The organism is Limnoraphis robusta BA-68 BA1 (genome assembly GCF_034932365.1).
GTDB classification, from domain to species: domain Bacteria; phylum Cyanobacteriota; class Cyanobacteriia; order Cyanobacteriales; family Microcoleaceae; genus Capilliphycus; species Capilliphycus robustus.
In genome coordinates, this window is sequence record NZ_JAYGHR010000036.1 from 1 (window position 1) to 15,911 (window position 15,911).

A 15,911-nucleotide genomic window follows, 5' to 3' on the forward strand; every position below is an offset into this window, starting at 1 on the left:
ACGCGCACATCCAAAGTGTTGAGCTAACACCTGGATTTGCTCGTCCGTAGGGTATAGACTGACTTTTACCGCTTGTCGCTTCATCTAAACTCCTCCAAATATCGACCTATTACTATTATATATATATTACAGTAACGTTATTCTGCAAATATTTGGCGACTCCTGATATATCTCTTTCCTCGCCTTACGGCATTGGTCGGAGATACAATCGTCGCCGCCCGCCTTATATCCCGCCACTGATTCGGAGTACCGAATTCAGTGGGGGACTTACGGCGAATCAGTTAACTCTTGCTTGAACTTGAACGGCTATTTCTCAGTCTCCGGGTTGGGTAGGGGAGACCGACTCTTGTCTTGAACTCCTGCCCCGATATACCTTGTTCAGCTAAAAATTAGCATTGCAGCAACAATTCTCTGAAAATCTACCCTGAGATGGATCAGAAACTTTACACAAGTTAATAAAATATTAACCTAAATTTTCCCTCAAAAAAAGATAAGTAAATTTAAAGTAATCAGTCGGCTTTATATAAAAATCCTTTTCTGTTCGGTAGAATCCCTGAATACTATAAGTAATATTTATAATATTAGTTATTTTAATCTACCTCTTGCAGAGGCTGATACAGGTTGTTAAATCCCTGTTATCACTCCGGTAGAAGTCTTGACTATCAAGTTTTTCGGGGTTCTGTTGTCCGGGGTCTAGAGGTTTAATGATTTTCAGATATCCGGAAAAAGAGTTCAGAATGGTGATGATCTTTGTAGCAAATTAAGGTTATACTGTGCCAACATTGAGACACCAAAACCTTAAGATTATGTTACATTTTTTTAATAAATCTTAGGTGTGGTGATGGGAGGGCAGATATGTTTCTCAGACTAGCAGAACAACACCGTAAATTTGTACAGGATCTCGTGATGAGTCTCCAAGCTCTGGCCACTGTGTTAGAGCGTCAAGGCTATTTAGCATCTTGCTATACCTGTGGGGGCCAAATGAATAGCGCCTCCTTCATGGTCAGCCTGGGAGAAAATCATCTGATTCGTTTCCTGGTATCAGATTACGGAATTACTTGGACTGAAATGCGAGATGATCGCGAATTGATGAAGTTAGAAGGAGCTGAAGCGATTAATCAATTACAAGAACTGGCTAACCTAGTCAAGTACAAGGTCGAACCGTCTGTAACGTTATCGAAGCTGGCTTAAAGGTCTGATCTCTGGCGAGTCGCTTGCTCGTATCTACCTGTAGACTAGACAGTGCCGACACTTCTAGGAACAAACAGGAAGTATTTGTTAGCGATTGGCTGGCTAATTCAGAGCAGAGCAGCAATGCTCAAGGCTACGACCCAGTTAATCGGTCAATACAATTTTGTTAGTGGTGTTACACCTCTCCAAATGTTAATCTGGAAGAAGTGACACTGCCCTAGATCTCTCTGCCTGACGGATGAATCGGGCAGTTACGGCAGTGTTAAGTATCAGAAAAAGGCGTATATGGCAATAGCATTGGAGTCTGACTGGAAACACCTGTTTGTAGAGACCAATAACATTCGTTTACATTCGGTAACTCAAGGTGAAGGAGAACTGGTGATCCTCCTGCATGGTTTCCCAGAATTTTGGTACTCTTGGCGTTATCAAATTCCGGCTCTCGCTCGTTATTATAAAGTCGTTGTTCCCGATTTGCGCGGTTATAACGACTCTGACAAGCCGGAGACGGGTTATGACTTAGATACCCTCTGTGCCGATATTCAGGGCTTGATAGAGCGCTTAGGCTACGCTAAGGCGCACATTGTCGGACATGACTGGGGGGGTACGATTGCATGGCACATGGCTCAGAAATTTCCCCAGTATGTCAACCGTTTGGCGATTTTAAACGCTCCTCCTCCTCATCGCTTTGTCCAGGAGTTGATGAGTAATTTAGACCAACTGCGGCGGAGTTGGTTTGTTTTGGCGTTTCAAGTTCCCAACCTACCGGAATGGTTAATTCAACAAAATTTAAATAACTTTGTGATCGATTTGCTACGGGGTCAAGCGATTCGTAAAGGTGCTTTTAGCGCAGAAGAGACAAAAATTTATCAAGCCGCTTTAGAAAAACCGGGTGTAATTACCTCAGCCATGAAATACTATCGTCAACTCTTGTGGCCCCCCAACTGGCTTTCTAGCACAATGCGATCGCCTGAAAAAGTTGAATCCCCGACTCTGGTCTTATGGGGAAAAGAAGATGCGTTTTTTAGTCATAAACTTTTAGAGGGTTTAGACCGATTAATCGCCGCACCTTTTAAACTCGAATTAGTCGAAGATTGTGGTCACTGGATTCAACAGGAAGTTCCCCAAACCGTTAACCGAGAACTGTTAAAGTTTTTGCGAGATTAGAAAACCCGTTAATTTAGGAGTGGTTTGGTGTTAGAGGCGATAGTTGTGAGACGAAATCTTCAGCGATTTTTGCTCCCGATGGTCGTCTCAATCATCATATTACCCATCAAGGGTCAGAGTCAACCCCCAATCTGTAATTCTCAGCAACTTGAAGACGCTCTAACAGGCTTACCCATTCCTCTGGGTTCAAATTTTCCCTTAATAGCTGGGGAATTTGGCGATCGCAGAACTTCAAACCATCAAAATTATCAAATAAGAGGGAGCGACTTGCTCCCTGAAAATTTTTCGTGCTTTAGTCGCCTGACGGCTCATTCTTCTGTTTTACAGCAACTCAACGCAATTGTTCAACTCAAAGGACTAAATTTTCCTCCACCTCGCACTCAAGGACAAGCTAGCATTCCCTTACAGCACTTAGAAGGAAGTCAGGTTTTCACCCTTCAACTGACTCTCAAAGACAAATCAGGCGATTTTCTGCTAGACACTGGTGCGTCTACAACCATGATTTCAACCCCAATGGTTCAGCAGTTGCAGTTAGTCGGAGAAAAAATAGCAAATGAACAGTTAACCTCAGCCGTCGCAGGCGATGATTGTCCTGAAATGAGTGCGACTGTACATCAACTCCCGACTATCACAGTTGATGGGGTGCGTGTTGAAGAATTGAGAGGTTTAGAGTTTAAAAATACTCTGATTCCCGATGAACTTGCGGGAGTATTAGGAATGGATTTTTTACGACACTTTGACCTAAACTTAAACCCCAAAACGCAACAACTTAAACTGCTTCCGCCGTCTCAACTCCATTCACCCCAAATTCAACAAGCCATTCCCCTACAAAGTCGCTTAGGAGTGATGTTAGCAGAAATAGAAATCAATGGTCAAGGGCAGTTTACCTTTATGTTAGATACAGGAGCCGATACCATTTTTATCTCTCCATCCCTTGCTAATACATTACAACTCGATCAAGCTTCTCGTCAAGAGATACAAGTCATCGGGTTTTGTGGGTTAGAAATAGCTGAACGTTCGACATTAGAACAAGTCAAAATTCAACACCATCAACAAAATAATCTAGAAGCGGTAATTTTGTCATCTCCTTCGGTATTAGATTTATTAGAAGTTGATGGAATATTAGGACAAAGTTTTTTGAATCACTACGAACAATATTGGCGGTTTAGTTCAACGGATGAGTCTAACAACTTTAACGGAAGTTTGATGTTATCACCTGTTGAGTAGAAGGTGTAAAACTTGTTTTTAGGGAGAGATACCACAAAGACACTAATATTTTTTCGGGGTGTGTTGAATGGAGAGATACCACAAAGACACTAAGACACAAAGATTTTTCTGGGTTTTTCGGGGTGTGTTGAATGGAGAGATACCACAAAGACAGTAAGACACTAAGATTTTTCTGGGTTTTGTTCGTGAATCTGAAGTTTTTAAGTAAAATGGGAAAACATCACCCGAAGTTTGTTATTCAATACATAGATGAGTAGGATGCGTCAAACCGTTAATTTGGTAATCTCATCAATAACTTTTGGAATTTGACGCATCAAAATTCTTTCTGGGGAGGGGCGGGTTTATGTAAATTATTGATGAAATTAGGAATTTTTGCAGAACCCGCCCCTACAGAATTGATGTCTCAAAATTGTTTTTGGGGTGGGGCGGGTTTAGATAGATTATTGATGAAATTAGGCATTTGTGCAGAACCCGCCCCTACAGAATTGATGTCTCAAAATTGTTTTTGGGGTGGGGCGGGTTTAGATACATTATTGATGAAATTAGGCATTTGTGCAGAACCCGCCCCTACAGAATTGATTATTTACAGGGTTAATGTGGTAATATTATTAATAACTGATGGAACACTGTTTAGCAGAAAGAATTATCCAACAAGTGAGACGGTTGCAGTTTTGTTTCTGTTTCAAACAAAAATGTTATTCAGGAATTATGGGTTATGGAAAGTATTTTCAATAATGGGTTTCAACCTCTTACCTGTGATGAGGATGTTTTGTTGTTTGAAAAGGATACGTTTACGGTTGGAAGGTTTAAAGAGTTAGTTTATAAAGAAGTTAGGAGTAAAATTTATTATAGCTCTCAAAAAAGTTTTTTGATTTTAGATCAAATCAATAAAGGGTATTCAATAGAACACAAGATATCAGTCCAACTCCAAGAAAGCTTATGGACATCTTGTAGCGAAGACATAGATTGTCAATTATTGGGAGTTGGATATTTGGGTTGGAAGAAAGGAAAAATAAGAATTAAAACAGATGTTAATCTTTGTTCTCAAGATTATAAAGGATATACATCTAATAGTCCCTACCATCCTCAAACAATTATCAAAGTAGATTTAGAATTTTGTCCCGATGAACCCAACGAATACCAATCACCTCTTGATAAACTTCGACAACTTGAATCAGATTTACAAAAAGAATAGAGAAATCAAACGAATCTTTGTGTCTTAGTGTCTTTGTGGTAAATCCCCCGAACTTTCAAAAGATAAAACCTCCCCAAACCCAACACAAAAGAATCTTTGTGTCTTCGTGTCTTTGTGGTAAATCCCCCGAACTTTCAAAAGATAAAACCTCCCCAAACCCAACACAAAGGAATCTTTGTGTCTTAGTGTCTTTGTGGTAAATCCCCCTAACTTGGTTACAAATATCGCGTTAACTGAACACGATACCGTTCTTTTTTCGTAACCGCAACTTCTCCGACTTCTAAACGCCCTTTTCCGCGAATTGCGATTAAATCTCCCGACTTCACTTGATAACTGGCTTGGCTAATGTCTTTCCAATTTACCCGCACATCACCGCCATCAATTAAACTCACCATTTTGCTACGAGACATTCCAAACCCCGCAGAAGCTACTGCATCTAAGCGCATCGACGCTTCAACGGTAGTTAATTCTTTTTTCTGGGGTGGACGTATCTTTAATTCACTTAATTCTATGCGTTGAGTTTTAACGGGAACGGAACGAACTTGTTTCAAATTCATTTCCATAAACTCGACTAATTCAGGAACAACAACCGCCTGTGCGCCTCGTTCTCCTAATACAATAATATCACCTGTTTTTTCTCTGACAATTCCCGTCCCTAACATCGAACCTAAAAAGTCTCGATGGGTAGCGGTATCAAATAGAAAATTTCCCGAAATATCAATGGCTTCTACAGCGACGCTAGACTCATCTAAAGGAATTTCAGCACGAGCGATCGCAATGCGTTGACGTTCCGCTTGGGGATAGCCACCTCCGGTTACTAATTGCACCTCGGTTAAGCGGCTAAAAATGCGTTTCGCCTCTGCAAGTTCGGGCGGGGAAAGAAAGTCTGTATAGGTGATTTCCCAAGTTTTAATCGCTTGTTCGGCTTGATCAATCACCCGTGCGATACAATCTCGATTTTCAACACTTTTTAACAGTTCTTCTCTGGGTAGCATTCGTTAACTTTTGAGGTCAAATTCTGTGTGTTTTAGAAAATTTTACTTTCACTCTTATGATAACATAAATAGGTTAACTGTGTCTCAAGCCTCTAATATTTCACCACGTAAAACAACTTTTTCCCAAGTTAAAAGTGCGGGTGTTTTCTCTACACAATTCATCCCCAACTTTTCAAGAATTCTCATGGATGGTATATGATCAACTGGACAAGAAGCAACTATTTTCTTTAAATTGGGCTGTGTTGTCGCCCAATTGACTAATGCTTGTACTGCTTCAAATCCATAGCCTTGATTGCGATAGGCTGCTATGATATTATAACCCATCTCAACTTTGCCTGTTGGGTCAGGTTTTCCACCAAATCCTAAATCTCCAATCAGGGTTTTATCCCGGCGGTGAATAATCAACCAAGCCCCCCAATTTTGTTGAGTTGGATCATTGGCTAACTCGGCAAAAACGGGGAACGCATCGAGAACTTCTTCCCAGGGCCAATCTTCGGGAACGTTGACATTTAATAACGATGCAACTTGAGATTTATCGGTGATCGCCGCTTCGATGATTTGGGGAGAATAGGGGATTAATTCTAACCGTTCAGTTTGCAAACGCATAGACCTATCCTTGAGAATTAAACGGATTAATTGGGTGCAGCATAGCCCTGAATATTTTCAGGTTCAAACCGACGTAAAATGCTGGTTGCTTTGCGAGTATAACTTTCAGATCCTTCAACGACAATCAGATATTTTCCGGCATTTAATCGGTTGCGATAGGGTAAAGCATCACCGCCTCCAATAATCAAACCGACACCTCCCCCAGCCACTAAACTCCCTAAGCCGCCTGAAATACCGCCCAAAATTCCACCAATAATATGATCACCGATTTCTCCGGCCCAAGCAAACGTATTTAATCCCGTAATCAAACTAAAAGAATAACCCGCCAAAAAGCCAAAGGGAATCAACCAAGATGCCATGAATTTAACTTGTTTCAAAGCTTGTTCATTGGGATCAATTAACCCATACTCATCAGCACTTTTGTAGCCTTTACCTAAAATCGTGACTTGATTGGTAGGGAAACCTTCTTTTTCTAACGCCACATAAGCGGCTTCAGCAGATATGCGATCGCTCAATACTGCGACAAGATAGTTCATAGATGCAACAATAATCTTTAATCAGCTTTTGTTTGTTGAACAACTGCTTTTCAGAAGGCAGTCTTGTATTATTTTACCTGATTTTATCCGATTGAGGAGCATGGAGATTAAGAATTTGACTTCAAAAAATTTGAGCCGGCCACCCCGACAGAGAATTTTAGATTGCCACTACCGAAAGTCATAAGAAGGCATTCTGAAGGGCTTTTGTTGAATGTTAACAGCTCAAGTCCAATTGAGGTTCAGGGGACAACACCCCGACAATCAAGTAATTATTTTTTAATCAGAAAGCTTAATTTTTTCCAACAATCAGCCGGATGAAGTCCCCCAAAGCAGTTAGAATAACGTACTGCGGTATAAATACCGTTTGGAGAGTCAGTTGAATCCGATCTCTGCAAACGGTTAAGACCACCATCAACGGGTGGCATTTCCCGCCCTACTGTTGCAACCCATTTGCATAACCATGCCTAAGGTTCTTGTCTCCGATTCAATCGATCAAGCTGGAATAGATATCCTTTCCCAAGTGGCACAAGTCGATGTCAAGACTGGTTTGCCCGCCGAGGAATTAGTGAAGATCATTTCAGAATATGATGCTTTAATGATCCGTTCCAGCACTCGTGTCACCCAAGAAATTATAGAAGCGGCTGTTCAGCTTAAAATTATCGGTCGAGCGGGTGTAGGCGTCGATAACGTTGATGTAGCGGCAGCTACGCGAGCGGGAATCGTCGTTGTTAACTCTCCTGAAGGGAATACCATTGCTGCTGCTGAACACGCCCTAGCGATGATGTTATCGCTCTCTCGCCACATCGCCGAAGCCAACCAATCGGCTAAAAGTGGAAAATGGGATCGGAAAAACTTTATTGGAGTAGAAGTCTACAAAAAAACCTTGGGAATTGTCGGCTTGGGCAAGATTGGTTCCCATGTGGCGGCTGCCGCTAAAGCAATGGGTATGAAACTCCTGGCTTTCGATCCCTATATTTCCCAAGAACGAGCCGATCAACTCAGTTGTCGCTTGGTAGACTTAGAGCTATTGCTGCAAGAGTCTGACTATATTACCCTGCATATGCCCAAAACGAAGGAAACGTATCACATGATTGATGCCAAAGCCTTCGAGATGATGAAGCCCACCGCCCGCATTATTAACTGTGCTAGGGGTGGAATTATCGATGAGGCGGCTTTAGTCGAAGCCCTCAAACAAAATCAAATTGCAGGGGCGGCTTTAGATGTGTTTGAAAATGAACCCCTCGAAGCGGACTCGGGCTTACGAGAATTGGGTCAAAAAATTGTCCTGACTCCCCATTTAGGCGCCTCCACCGAAGAAGCCCAAGTTAACGTCGCCGTTGATGTTGCTGAACAAATTCGAGATGTATTATTGGGTTTACCTGCAAGATCGGCGGTGAATATTCCCGGTTTGTATCCCGATGCTTTGGAAAAACTCAAGCCCTATTTACAATTAGCCGAAACGTTAGGAAATTTGGTGAGTCAGTTAGCCGGAGGACGAGTTGATTTTCTCGATGTGCGTCTTCAAGGTGAACTCGCCACCAATAACAGTCAACCCGTTGTTGTTGCCTCTCTCAAAGGCTTACTCTCTCAAGCGTTGCGTGAACGAGTCAACTATGTTAACGCCAGCATTGAAGCCAAAGAACGGGGAATTCATGTGATTGAAACTCGTGATGCGGCGGCAAATGACTATACTGGATCGTTACATCTAGAAGCGAAAGGCTCTTTAGGTACCCATTCGGTAACAGGGGCATTACTCGGCGATCGCGAAATGCGAATCACCAATATTGATGGATTTCCGATTAACGTCCCACCAACTCACCATATGCTATTTACCTTACACCGAGATATGCCGGGAATTATTGGTAAAATAGGCTCTCTGTTGGGCAGTTTTAACGTTAATATTGCCAGTATGCAAGTCGGCCGAAAAATTGTCCGGGGCGAAGCTGTCATGGTCTTAAGCATCGATGATCCCTTACCGGAAGGTCTCTTAAATGAGATTATGAAAGTAGCTGGAATTCGGGATGCTTACACTGTTACCCTATAGGTCGAATTCGCACTAAAAATCTATTCGGAGTTCGGAAGGGGTAATTCAGTGAACAGTTAACAGCGCAAACTTGCGGCCCGGCGGTTTCCGTCGAGAGCAAAGTTTGTAAGAGAGTGACCAGTGACCAGTTAACAGTTAACAGTTATCAGTGACCAGTTATCAGTTAACAGTTATCAGGTTATCAGTTAACAGTTAACAGTTAACAGGGATTAAGATTTAGGGTTGAGGATTTAACCCCTGATACCCAACACTTAACCCTGAAAGCATGGGTTTTTCTCGGTAATTGATTCTTAGCCTGAAATCACAAGCTAACGGTAGCACGGTTCTAGGTGACTCGAACATCTGTTGGTAAACCAATCACTCTCCCGAATTCCGAATTTTGTAGGATTGACATGATACATAGCTGGTGGGAAATTCAAGTTCTATGCGATCCGGCGTTAGAAGAATCAGTCTTCTGGCGTTTGGAAACCTTTGGCTGTCGGGGAACAGCCAGTCAAAGTCAAAACCATTCCTGCCTAGTTTCGGCTTACCTTCCCGAAGAAGAGGCTCATTTATTAGATTTAGCAGCCCTGTCTCTATTTTTGCGTCAAGATGCTCTGTGTATGGAGATTTCACTTCCGGTTGTTGAATGGAATCTGATTGACGAACAAGACTGGGCCAGTAGTTGGAAGCAATATTGGGAACCGACAAAAATTGGCGATTTCATTTTGGTTTATCCTGCTTGGTTAGAACCTCCCGCCGAGTCTGATCGCATTTTATTACACCTCGATCCCGGTGTTGCCTTTGGGACAGGCACTCACGCCACGACTCAGCTTTGTCTAGAATCAGTAGAAATGCGACTGAGTGTTAAGCCGGAAAATCTGGTTGTCGCTGATATTGGCTGTGGATCAGGGATTTTGTCTATTGGGGCGATTCTTTTAGGGGCGACTCAAGCCTATGCGGTTGATATTGATCCAATGGCTGTCCGTTCAGCCCGTCAAAATCGCAAGCTGAATAATATCTCTCCCGAACAAATGAAGGTAGAACAGGGAAGCGTAGAAGAACTTCTCCAGTTCGTGCATGAACCTGTCGATGGGATTCTTTGTAATATTTTAGCAGAAGTTATTATTGATTTAGTTCCTAAATTTGATGCGATCGCCAAACCGAAAACCTGGGCAATTCTCAGTGGGATTTTACTGGATCAAGCTAAACCCATTGCTGATACTTTAGAACAACATGGCTGGATCGTCGCAACCCTTTGGAAACGTCAAGAATGGTGTTGTTTTAACATTCGACGATCTTAATTAAAGGCAACAGGGAAGAGGCAACAGGGAAGAGGCAAAAAACTGATAACGGGTGACTGGTAAGGGATCTTGATGAATTACCCCTACGCTCACGGGTGAGTGTTAACTGTTCACTGCTCACTAAAGTCGAATATAAATCTAGGGTATGCTAGCATCTAGAATCTGATGACCAACAATGAATCGTTATGGCTTCTATCGCCCGTAAGAACCTGTTTGAAGATCTTCCTCGTTTTATTGCAGCGCAGGCTGGTATTATGTTCGCGGTCAGTCTGGTAACGATTCAAAACGGTATTCTCAACGGGTTTGTTAAGTCTTCTTCTCTACTGATTGATAACTCAAACGCCGAAGTTTGGGTCGCTTCGGCTGATATGATTCACATGGAATTGACGATGCCCGTGCCTTTAGAGTATATGTTGCAAGCGCGAGAGGTCAAGGGAGTCAAACAAGCAGAAGCCCTGATTTTTCGGAGTGCGCGTTGGCGAGATCCATCGGGTCAAATTCATGCGGTAACGGTGGTGGGTTCGACACCTGAAGCCAAACTTTTCGCGCCCTGGAATGTCATTCAAGGGGAAGTGACCAGCCTCAAAGAACCCTATGGTGTGATCATTGATGAAAAAAATTTACAATCCTTGGGAGTGACTCAACTGGGAGATGTCGCGACTTTGGGGGGCTTAGAGGCTCGTTTGGTTGGAGTGGTTCAAGCTACTCAACCGATTATTAATAATAAATTAATTTTCACTTCGTTAAAAAATGCCAACGCCTATGTGAATGCACGTCCACAAACGAGTACCCGATGTAAGTTAGACAACGGTGACTTGAAATGTGTCAATATCTTCGATGAGATTAGTCCCGCAGAAAAGCAAGTGATCTCTTCAGCGCCTAAACAGTTAACCTTGACGGATCAGATTTCGTTTGTATTGGTGGAAGTGGAACCGGGTCAAAATATCGATGAACTCAGAGAACGACTAGAGGAGGCTTTACCCAACGTTAAGGCCTATACTCGTGAAGAAATGTCTGAACGCACTCAAGCCTATTGGAAGCAACGGACTGGAATTGGATTTATTCTCAGTTTGGGAGCGGGGGTCGGAATTTTAGTGGGGATGATCGTGGTGGCTCAAATTCTCTATGCGTCCGTCTCTGATCACTTGAAGGAGTTTGGCACGCTCAAAGCGATGGGAGCGCCGGATCGGGTGATTTATAGTGTGATTTTAGAGCAAGCCCTGTGGATGGCGTTATTGGGCTATATTCCGGGTATGGCGTTGTGTATGGGGGTGACGAGTTGGGCTTCGGCAACTCAGGGAATTTTAATTTTAATTACGCCGACTTCGGCTGTGATGGTGTTTGGGTTAACGGTGATCATGTGTGCGGGATCGGCGATTTTTGCCATTCAGAAGGTGACTCAAGTTGATCCGGCGATTGTATTTAAAGCATAGGTTTTCACAATTGAGGGGTCACAGGAAATTGGGCATTTAAGAATTTAGATTGTAGATTGGGAGAAGTTCGGACTTTGAGACAACATGATTAGCTTCTACTGGGATGATGGCGCGCGTGATCGCATTCAACTGGCTTTTCAGTGGAGAATTCCCCCTTGAACCTGAACAACTCTGATCGCCGAGGCGAGGCTCGTTCCAAACCAAGATAGAATCAAACTACAATTGAAGTGATAATTTCAAAGAAATTATCGCGCTTATGTCTTAGTCCGGCTTGCAGTTGTATGCCCACATCCGACGACAATAAAAATATGATAGGTTCCAAAATGAACTGGGCTAAATTAAAGAGAAGCCCTACTCAGGCGATGGATGGCTCAGTTCATACCCCAGTGAGGCCAATTGCGATTCAGGGTCTAGGGGTGGAGATGACCTATCAATCCGGACGCCAAAGTTTTAAGGTTCTCAAAGGGATTGACTTGCAGGTACAACAGGGCGATATTCAACTGTTGATGGGGCCTAGTGGTTCGGGAAAAACGACGCTACTCTCGATTTTGGCGGGACTCCTCACGCCGACAGGTGGACAGGTGTTGCTGCGAGGTGAAGATATTACCAAAATGTCTCGTTCTCAGTTAGCGAATTTCCGCCTGCACAATATTGGGTTTATTTTTCAGGGGTTTAACCTGTTTCCGGCTTTGAATGCGATCGAAAATATTGAGGTTGCGCTGAATATTAAGGGGATTAAGGGGATCAAAGCGAGGGAACAAGCCGAACATTTACTTGAACAAGTCGGTTTGGGAGAAAAGGGTAAGCATCTTCCTCGTGACTTGTCGGGGGGACAAAAGCAACGGGTGGCGATCGCTCGGGCTTTGGCAGGTCATCCTCCTCTGATTATGGCAGATGAACCGACGGCGGCGTTAGACTCAAGTAGTGGTCGAGCAGTGATTGACTTGTTGAAAGGATTAGCGAAAGGAGAAGGCGCAACGGTATTAATGGTAACGCATGATCCGCGTATTGTAGACGTTGCCGATCGCATTCTTGAGCTTGAAGATGGCATGATTAAACAGGAATAAGTTCAAGGGAGTTTTGGGGCAAGGTCTTAAGTTTGCCTTGTTCTATGGAAACAATAATCTTGGTTCATGGTATTGGTTTATGGGGAATCGTTTTATCTGGCTAACCAAACGAAATCAAGTTGTAATGGCATATTCTATAGCACTACGCATAACGGTTTTTTTAAAGACTGAAATTAAAGTCAGAATTATGAATAATTTGCTGAAGCGATATTGCACCAAAATCTTCCAACACCATCACGAAGCTGTGATTGTACTTTTCTGAACTGTAAGCTTGAACGGTTCCGGGTAGATTGAGACTGCGAGTAATAGAGACAGCGATCGCAGTCATTCAACCGCATTTTCCGGGATAGCTTTGTTCAGACGAGTATGCAAGAATAATGCAGCCTGAACTTCCAGGCGACAAAATACGTCTACAGGTTTAACACAGGAGAGCAATGACATCGCAGGCGGTTTGAATGTCTGCTTTCCTACACGATTTTCACACCCGTTGACTATGTTTAAATTTTTCTCATTCATACAGCGACGCTCCTCTGGTCCTTGGTTTTATCCTCTCATTTCGATTACCGTTGCCTTTAGTATCTGGATAAGTTCGGCACCTGCAACTCAAGCAATTTCTTGGCGAGATTTAATCTTTCGAGGGATTCAAGTCATTCAACTGACAACACTTTCTAATCAACAAGAAGTAGCACTCGGTCGTCAGATTAACGAACAATTAGTTAAAAGTGAAATCAAACTCTTACAGAACCCACAAGCCACAGAATATATCAATCAAATCGGTCAACGTTTAGCTGAAACCAGCGAACGTTCTAATATTCCCTATACCTTTCAAGTGGTGAATGATTCAAGTATTAATGCGTTTGCGACAATGGGCGGTTTTGTTTACGTCAATACTGGGTTAATGAAAGCGGCTGAAAATGAAGCCGAGTTAGCCAGTGTTATCGCTCACGAAATTGGTCATATTGTTGGGCGTCACTCGGTAGAACAAATGCGTCAGATGGCAGTGGCTCAAGGGGTAGCATCCGCAGCCGGACTTGATGCAAGCCTGGCGGTTCAAATTGGGGTAGAACTTGCACTCCGCCGCCCCAATAGTCGCAAAGCCGAATATGAAGCCGATCAATTTGGGATAACGAACCTGGGAAAAGCAGGATACGATCAACAAGCAGCCGTGAGCTTTATGAAAAAACTGCTGCAAGCAGGTTCTGTTCCCACGATTTTAAGCACTCATCCCGCCACAAATGACCGGATTTCCGCTCTTGAAGCCATGATTAATCCAAGCTTCACTAATAACGGTTCGGGCATGGATAGCGCGGCTTATCAATCGAAGGTGCAACGCCTCTTATAGCGGTGTGCGTTGTGGGATACATCCCTGAAACCCGGTCAGTTTGAGAAACCGGGTTTTTCTGTCTCTTAGACACCAGATCTCCGAAGCCCTTGGGGATGGGTTAGGGTCAGTAAATATACTCTACTGATCAGCCTAAACACAATCTTTGCAAAAAATTTGTCAAAAGATAGACTACTATGAGATTGATCATTCTATAAAGTATAGTAAGAGTATATTCCTAGTTGATTTTCTACTCCAGGGGGCGATATGTGGTCGCGCCTGCTATTGCTTTTAGAGAACGATTTCCCTGTTGAAACTCTCAAGTGTACTTTCTAAAAATGTATTGAACTGTATTTGGAGGTCTATAGATTATGATAGCTTATGTTGAGACACTTGAACGAGTCAGTCCACAGAACCTTAGTTCTTTAAGGCAGCTTGTGCGCTCGATTACTTTGGCTCAGGGTCAGTTTTGCTTGATTTTAGCCTGTTGTAATCAAAGCAAACTGCAACGTCAGATGATCAAGCAGTTGCGTAGATTGCCTGAGCTTCACCTGGAAGAACTGATGCTAGAAAGTTCAACAGAAACCTTGTATAGTACAATAGCTCGCCATTTTCATTCTTATTCCCCCGATGGCGTGATGGTTTATGGTTTTGAGTCGGTTCGTCATCTTTCCCAACTTCTGATCGCAACGAACCATGTTCGTGAGGAGTTTCGCAACTTTAAGTTTCCGGTTGTTCTTTGGGTTAATGACGATGTGATGAAGCAATTCGTTCGCCTCATTCCTGATTTTTTCAGTTGGGCTTCAACGGGTATTGAGTTTGTGGACGAATACAAATCTTTTGAGTCTCAACAGGTTCTCGTTTCTCATCACTCCTGAATAGAATCTTCACGAAAAATTAAAATTTTTTATGATTTTTGCCGAAAGTTAACTTAATATTCTTCTGGGGTCAATGCGGGTGTTAAACTAAAAGGATGAAAAAAAGTTATTTTATCGTCATTGATAATTTAGACTTGCCTGAATCAAAGAGGTCAGGATTTCTAGTGCAGCTAGAAGGAGGTGGTCGCAGTTCATCAGATCGAGAAAAGGCTAGACAAATTATCGAAGAGTTGTGGATGGACGGGAAACTTCCCGACTGTTTTGAAAATGGATTAAGCGAGGATAATATTATTATGGCTAGAACCAAGAAAGAACCAGATCGCGAACTTTTACCCATTGAAGAAGCGGGAAATCGCTTGATTGAACTGATTGAGTTGGTCGCACTCAAAGCCCAAGCTAAACAAGAATATAGCGCCATTTCTTCGATGGTGGAAAAGATTTTTAAAGGTCGAGAAAACGAGTTAACCGATGAAGAAATTGCCCAAGCTCAAGATGGAAAAACGGTCAGAACGGTGATATCTAGTCTCACCAAAGCGATCGCAGATGTGGAAATCACTCGCAAACAATGCGCCGAACAATCAGAACTGATTATGGGCATTATCCAAATGGGTCAGGATGGAAACTATAGCGTGAAATCCTCAGAAGAAGTCATCAAAGAAGCGGACGATTCAACCCCATCGGATAATAAAAATAATAGCACAAAAACCAGCAAAACAACCGCAAAGTAAGTCATTTTTAAGGAATTAGATCCCCCATTATCCCCCTTAAAAATATCCCCCTAAATCCCCCTTAAAAAGGGGGACTTTCAATACTACTCTCCTGCCTCCCCACCCCCCTTTTTAAGGGCAGGGCCGTTTCATTCTAACAAAATCCAAAGCCTAGACCACCTGTTATTAAGCCATCTTTGACCCTCTGTAATTGACACAAAGCCTAAAAGTCTAAAAAGATTAATTGCAATAGTTTGAAGAATC

The 15,911-nt window shown here is 42.8% G+C and carries 16 protein-coding genes; 11 read left to right on the top strand and 5 right to left on the bottom strand.

From position 1 onward, the window contains the following. Positions 1-84 (bottom strand): helix-turn-helix domain-containing protein (locus tag VB836_RS12350; RefSeq protein WP_323219606.1); only part of this gene is annotated, 84 nt, incomplete at its 3' end. Positions 85-855: 771 nt separating this feature from the next. Between VB836_RS12350 and VB836_RS12355 the strand changes: the two genes are divergently transcribed. The 4 genes from VB836_RS12355 to VB836_RS12370 all read left to right on the top strand — a co-directional run bounded on the left by VB836_RS12355 (position 856) and on the right by VB836_RS12370 (position 4,777). After that, positions 856-1,191, top strand: coding sequence for a DUF1815 family protein (locus tag VB836_RS12355; RefSeq protein WP_046279808.1), 336 nt, complete (start codon positions 856-858; stop codon positions 1,189-1,191). A 285-nt stretch (positions 1,192-1,476) separates the two neighbouring features. Continuing rightward, a complete protein-coding gene (locus VB836_RS12360; RefSeq protein WP_323219595.1) occupies positions 1,477-2,355 on the top strand; it encodes an alpha/beta fold hydrolase in 879 nt (292 codons plus the stop codon). Positions 2,356-2,400: 45 nt separating this feature from the next. Continuing rightward, positions 2,401-3,582, top strand: coding sequence for a retropepsin-like aspartic protease (locus tag VB836_RS12365; RefSeq protein ID WP_323219596.1), 1,182 nt, complete (start codon positions 2,401-2,403; stop codon positions 3,580-3,582). 715 nt (positions 3,583-4,297) lie between these two features. Then, positions 4,298-4,777, top strand: a complete 480-nt coding sequence (locus VB836_RS12370; protein WP_323219597.1) for a KGK domain-containing protein — start codon at positions 4,298-4,300, stop codon at positions 4,775-4,777. Between the two features lie 215 nt (positions 4,778-4,992). On the opposite strand, the gene VB836_RS12375 is transcribed toward VB836_RS12370, so the two are convergent. The 3 genes from VB836_RS12375 to VB836_RS12385 form a co-directional block, all read right to left on the bottom strand. Then, entirely contained in the window at positions 4,993-5,772 is a 780-nt protein-coding gene (locus tag VB836_RS12375; RefSeq protein ID WP_323219598.1) for a photosystem II S4 domain protein, read from the bottom strand. 84 nt (positions 5,773-5,856) lie between these two features. Further along, the gene (locus VB836_RS12380) at positions 5,857-6,378 is read right to left on the bottom strand and encodes a GNAT family N-acetyltransferase (RefSeq protein WP_323219599.1); all 522 of its coding nucleotides are present in this window, start codon (positions 6,376-6,378) and stop codon (positions 5,857-5,859) included. A gap of 26 nt (positions 6,379-6,404) precedes the next feature. Beyond that, positions 6,405-6,914 carry a hypothetical protein gene (locus tag VB836_RS12385; RefSeq protein WP_323219600.1) on the bottom strand — a complete coding sequence of 170 codons (510 nt, stop codon included), beginning with the start codon at positions 6,912-6,914 and terminating at the stop codon, positions 6,405-6,407. A 460-nt stretch (positions 6,915-7,374) separates the two neighbouring features. On the opposite strand from VB836_RS12385, the gene serA reads away from it, so the two are divergent. From serA to VB836_RS12405, 4 genes are all read left to right on the top strand, one after another. Next, positions 7,375-8,958, top strand: coding sequence for a phosphoglycerate dehydrogenase (serA, locus tag VB836_RS12390; protein ID WP_046278218.1), 1,584 nt, complete (start codon positions 7,375-7,377; stop codon positions 8,956-8,958). Positions 8,959-9,350: 392 nt separating this feature from the next. After that, positions 9,351-10,241 (top strand): 50S ribosomal protein L11 methyltransferase, encoded by an 891-nt coding sequence (prmA, locus tag VB836_RS12395; protein WP_323219601.1) that lies wholly within the window; start codon positions 9,351-9,353, stop codon positions 10,239-10,241. Between the two features lie 185 nt (positions 10,242-10,426). Further along, positions 10,427-11,674 (top strand): FtsX-like permease family protein, encoded by a 1,248-nt coding sequence (locus VB836_RS12400; RefSeq protein ID WP_323219602.1) that lies wholly within the window; start codon positions 10,427-10,429, stop codon positions 11,672-11,674. A gap of 422 nt (positions 11,675-12,096) precedes the next feature. After that, positions 12,097-12,741, top strand: coding sequence for an ABC transporter ATP-binding protein (locus VB836_RS12405; RefSeq protein ID WP_456085759.1), 645 nt, complete (start codon positions 12,097-12,099; stop codon positions 12,739-12,741). Between the two features lie 160 nt (positions 12,742-12,901). Here the strand turns inward: VB836_RS12405 and VB836_RS12410 are convergent, their stop codons facing one another. Continuing rightward, positions 12,902-13,069, bottom strand: coding sequence for a hypothetical protein (locus tag VB836_RS12410; protein ID WP_323219603.1), 168 nt, complete (start codon positions 13,067-13,069; stop codon positions 12,902-12,904). Between the two features lie 165 nt (positions 13,070-13,234). Between VB836_RS12410 and VB836_RS12415 the strand changes: the two genes are divergently transcribed. The 3 genes from VB836_RS12415 (at position 13,235) to VB836_RS12425 (ending at position 15,668) form a co-directional block, all read left to right on the top strand. Then, positions 13,235-14,083: a M48 family metallopeptidase gene (locus VB836_RS12415; protein ID WP_323219604.1), complete on the top strand. Its 849-nt coding sequence runs from the start codon at positions 13,235-13,237 to the stop codon at positions 14,081-14,083. A gap of 350 nt (positions 14,084-14,433) precedes the next feature. Then, on the top strand, positions 14,434-14,940 hold the full coding sequence (locus VB836_RS12420; RefSeq protein ID WP_323219605.1) for a hypothetical protein: 507 nt from the start codon (positions 14,434-14,436) through the stop codon (positions 14,938-14,940). A 95-nt stretch (positions 14,941-15,035) separates the two neighbouring features. Then, positions 15,036-15,668, top strand: coding sequence for a hypothetical protein (locus VB836_RS12425; RefSeq protein ID WP_046277855.1), 633 nt, complete (start codon positions 15,036-15,038; stop codon positions 15,666-15,668). Positions 15,669-15,911 lie beyond the last annotated feature (243 nt).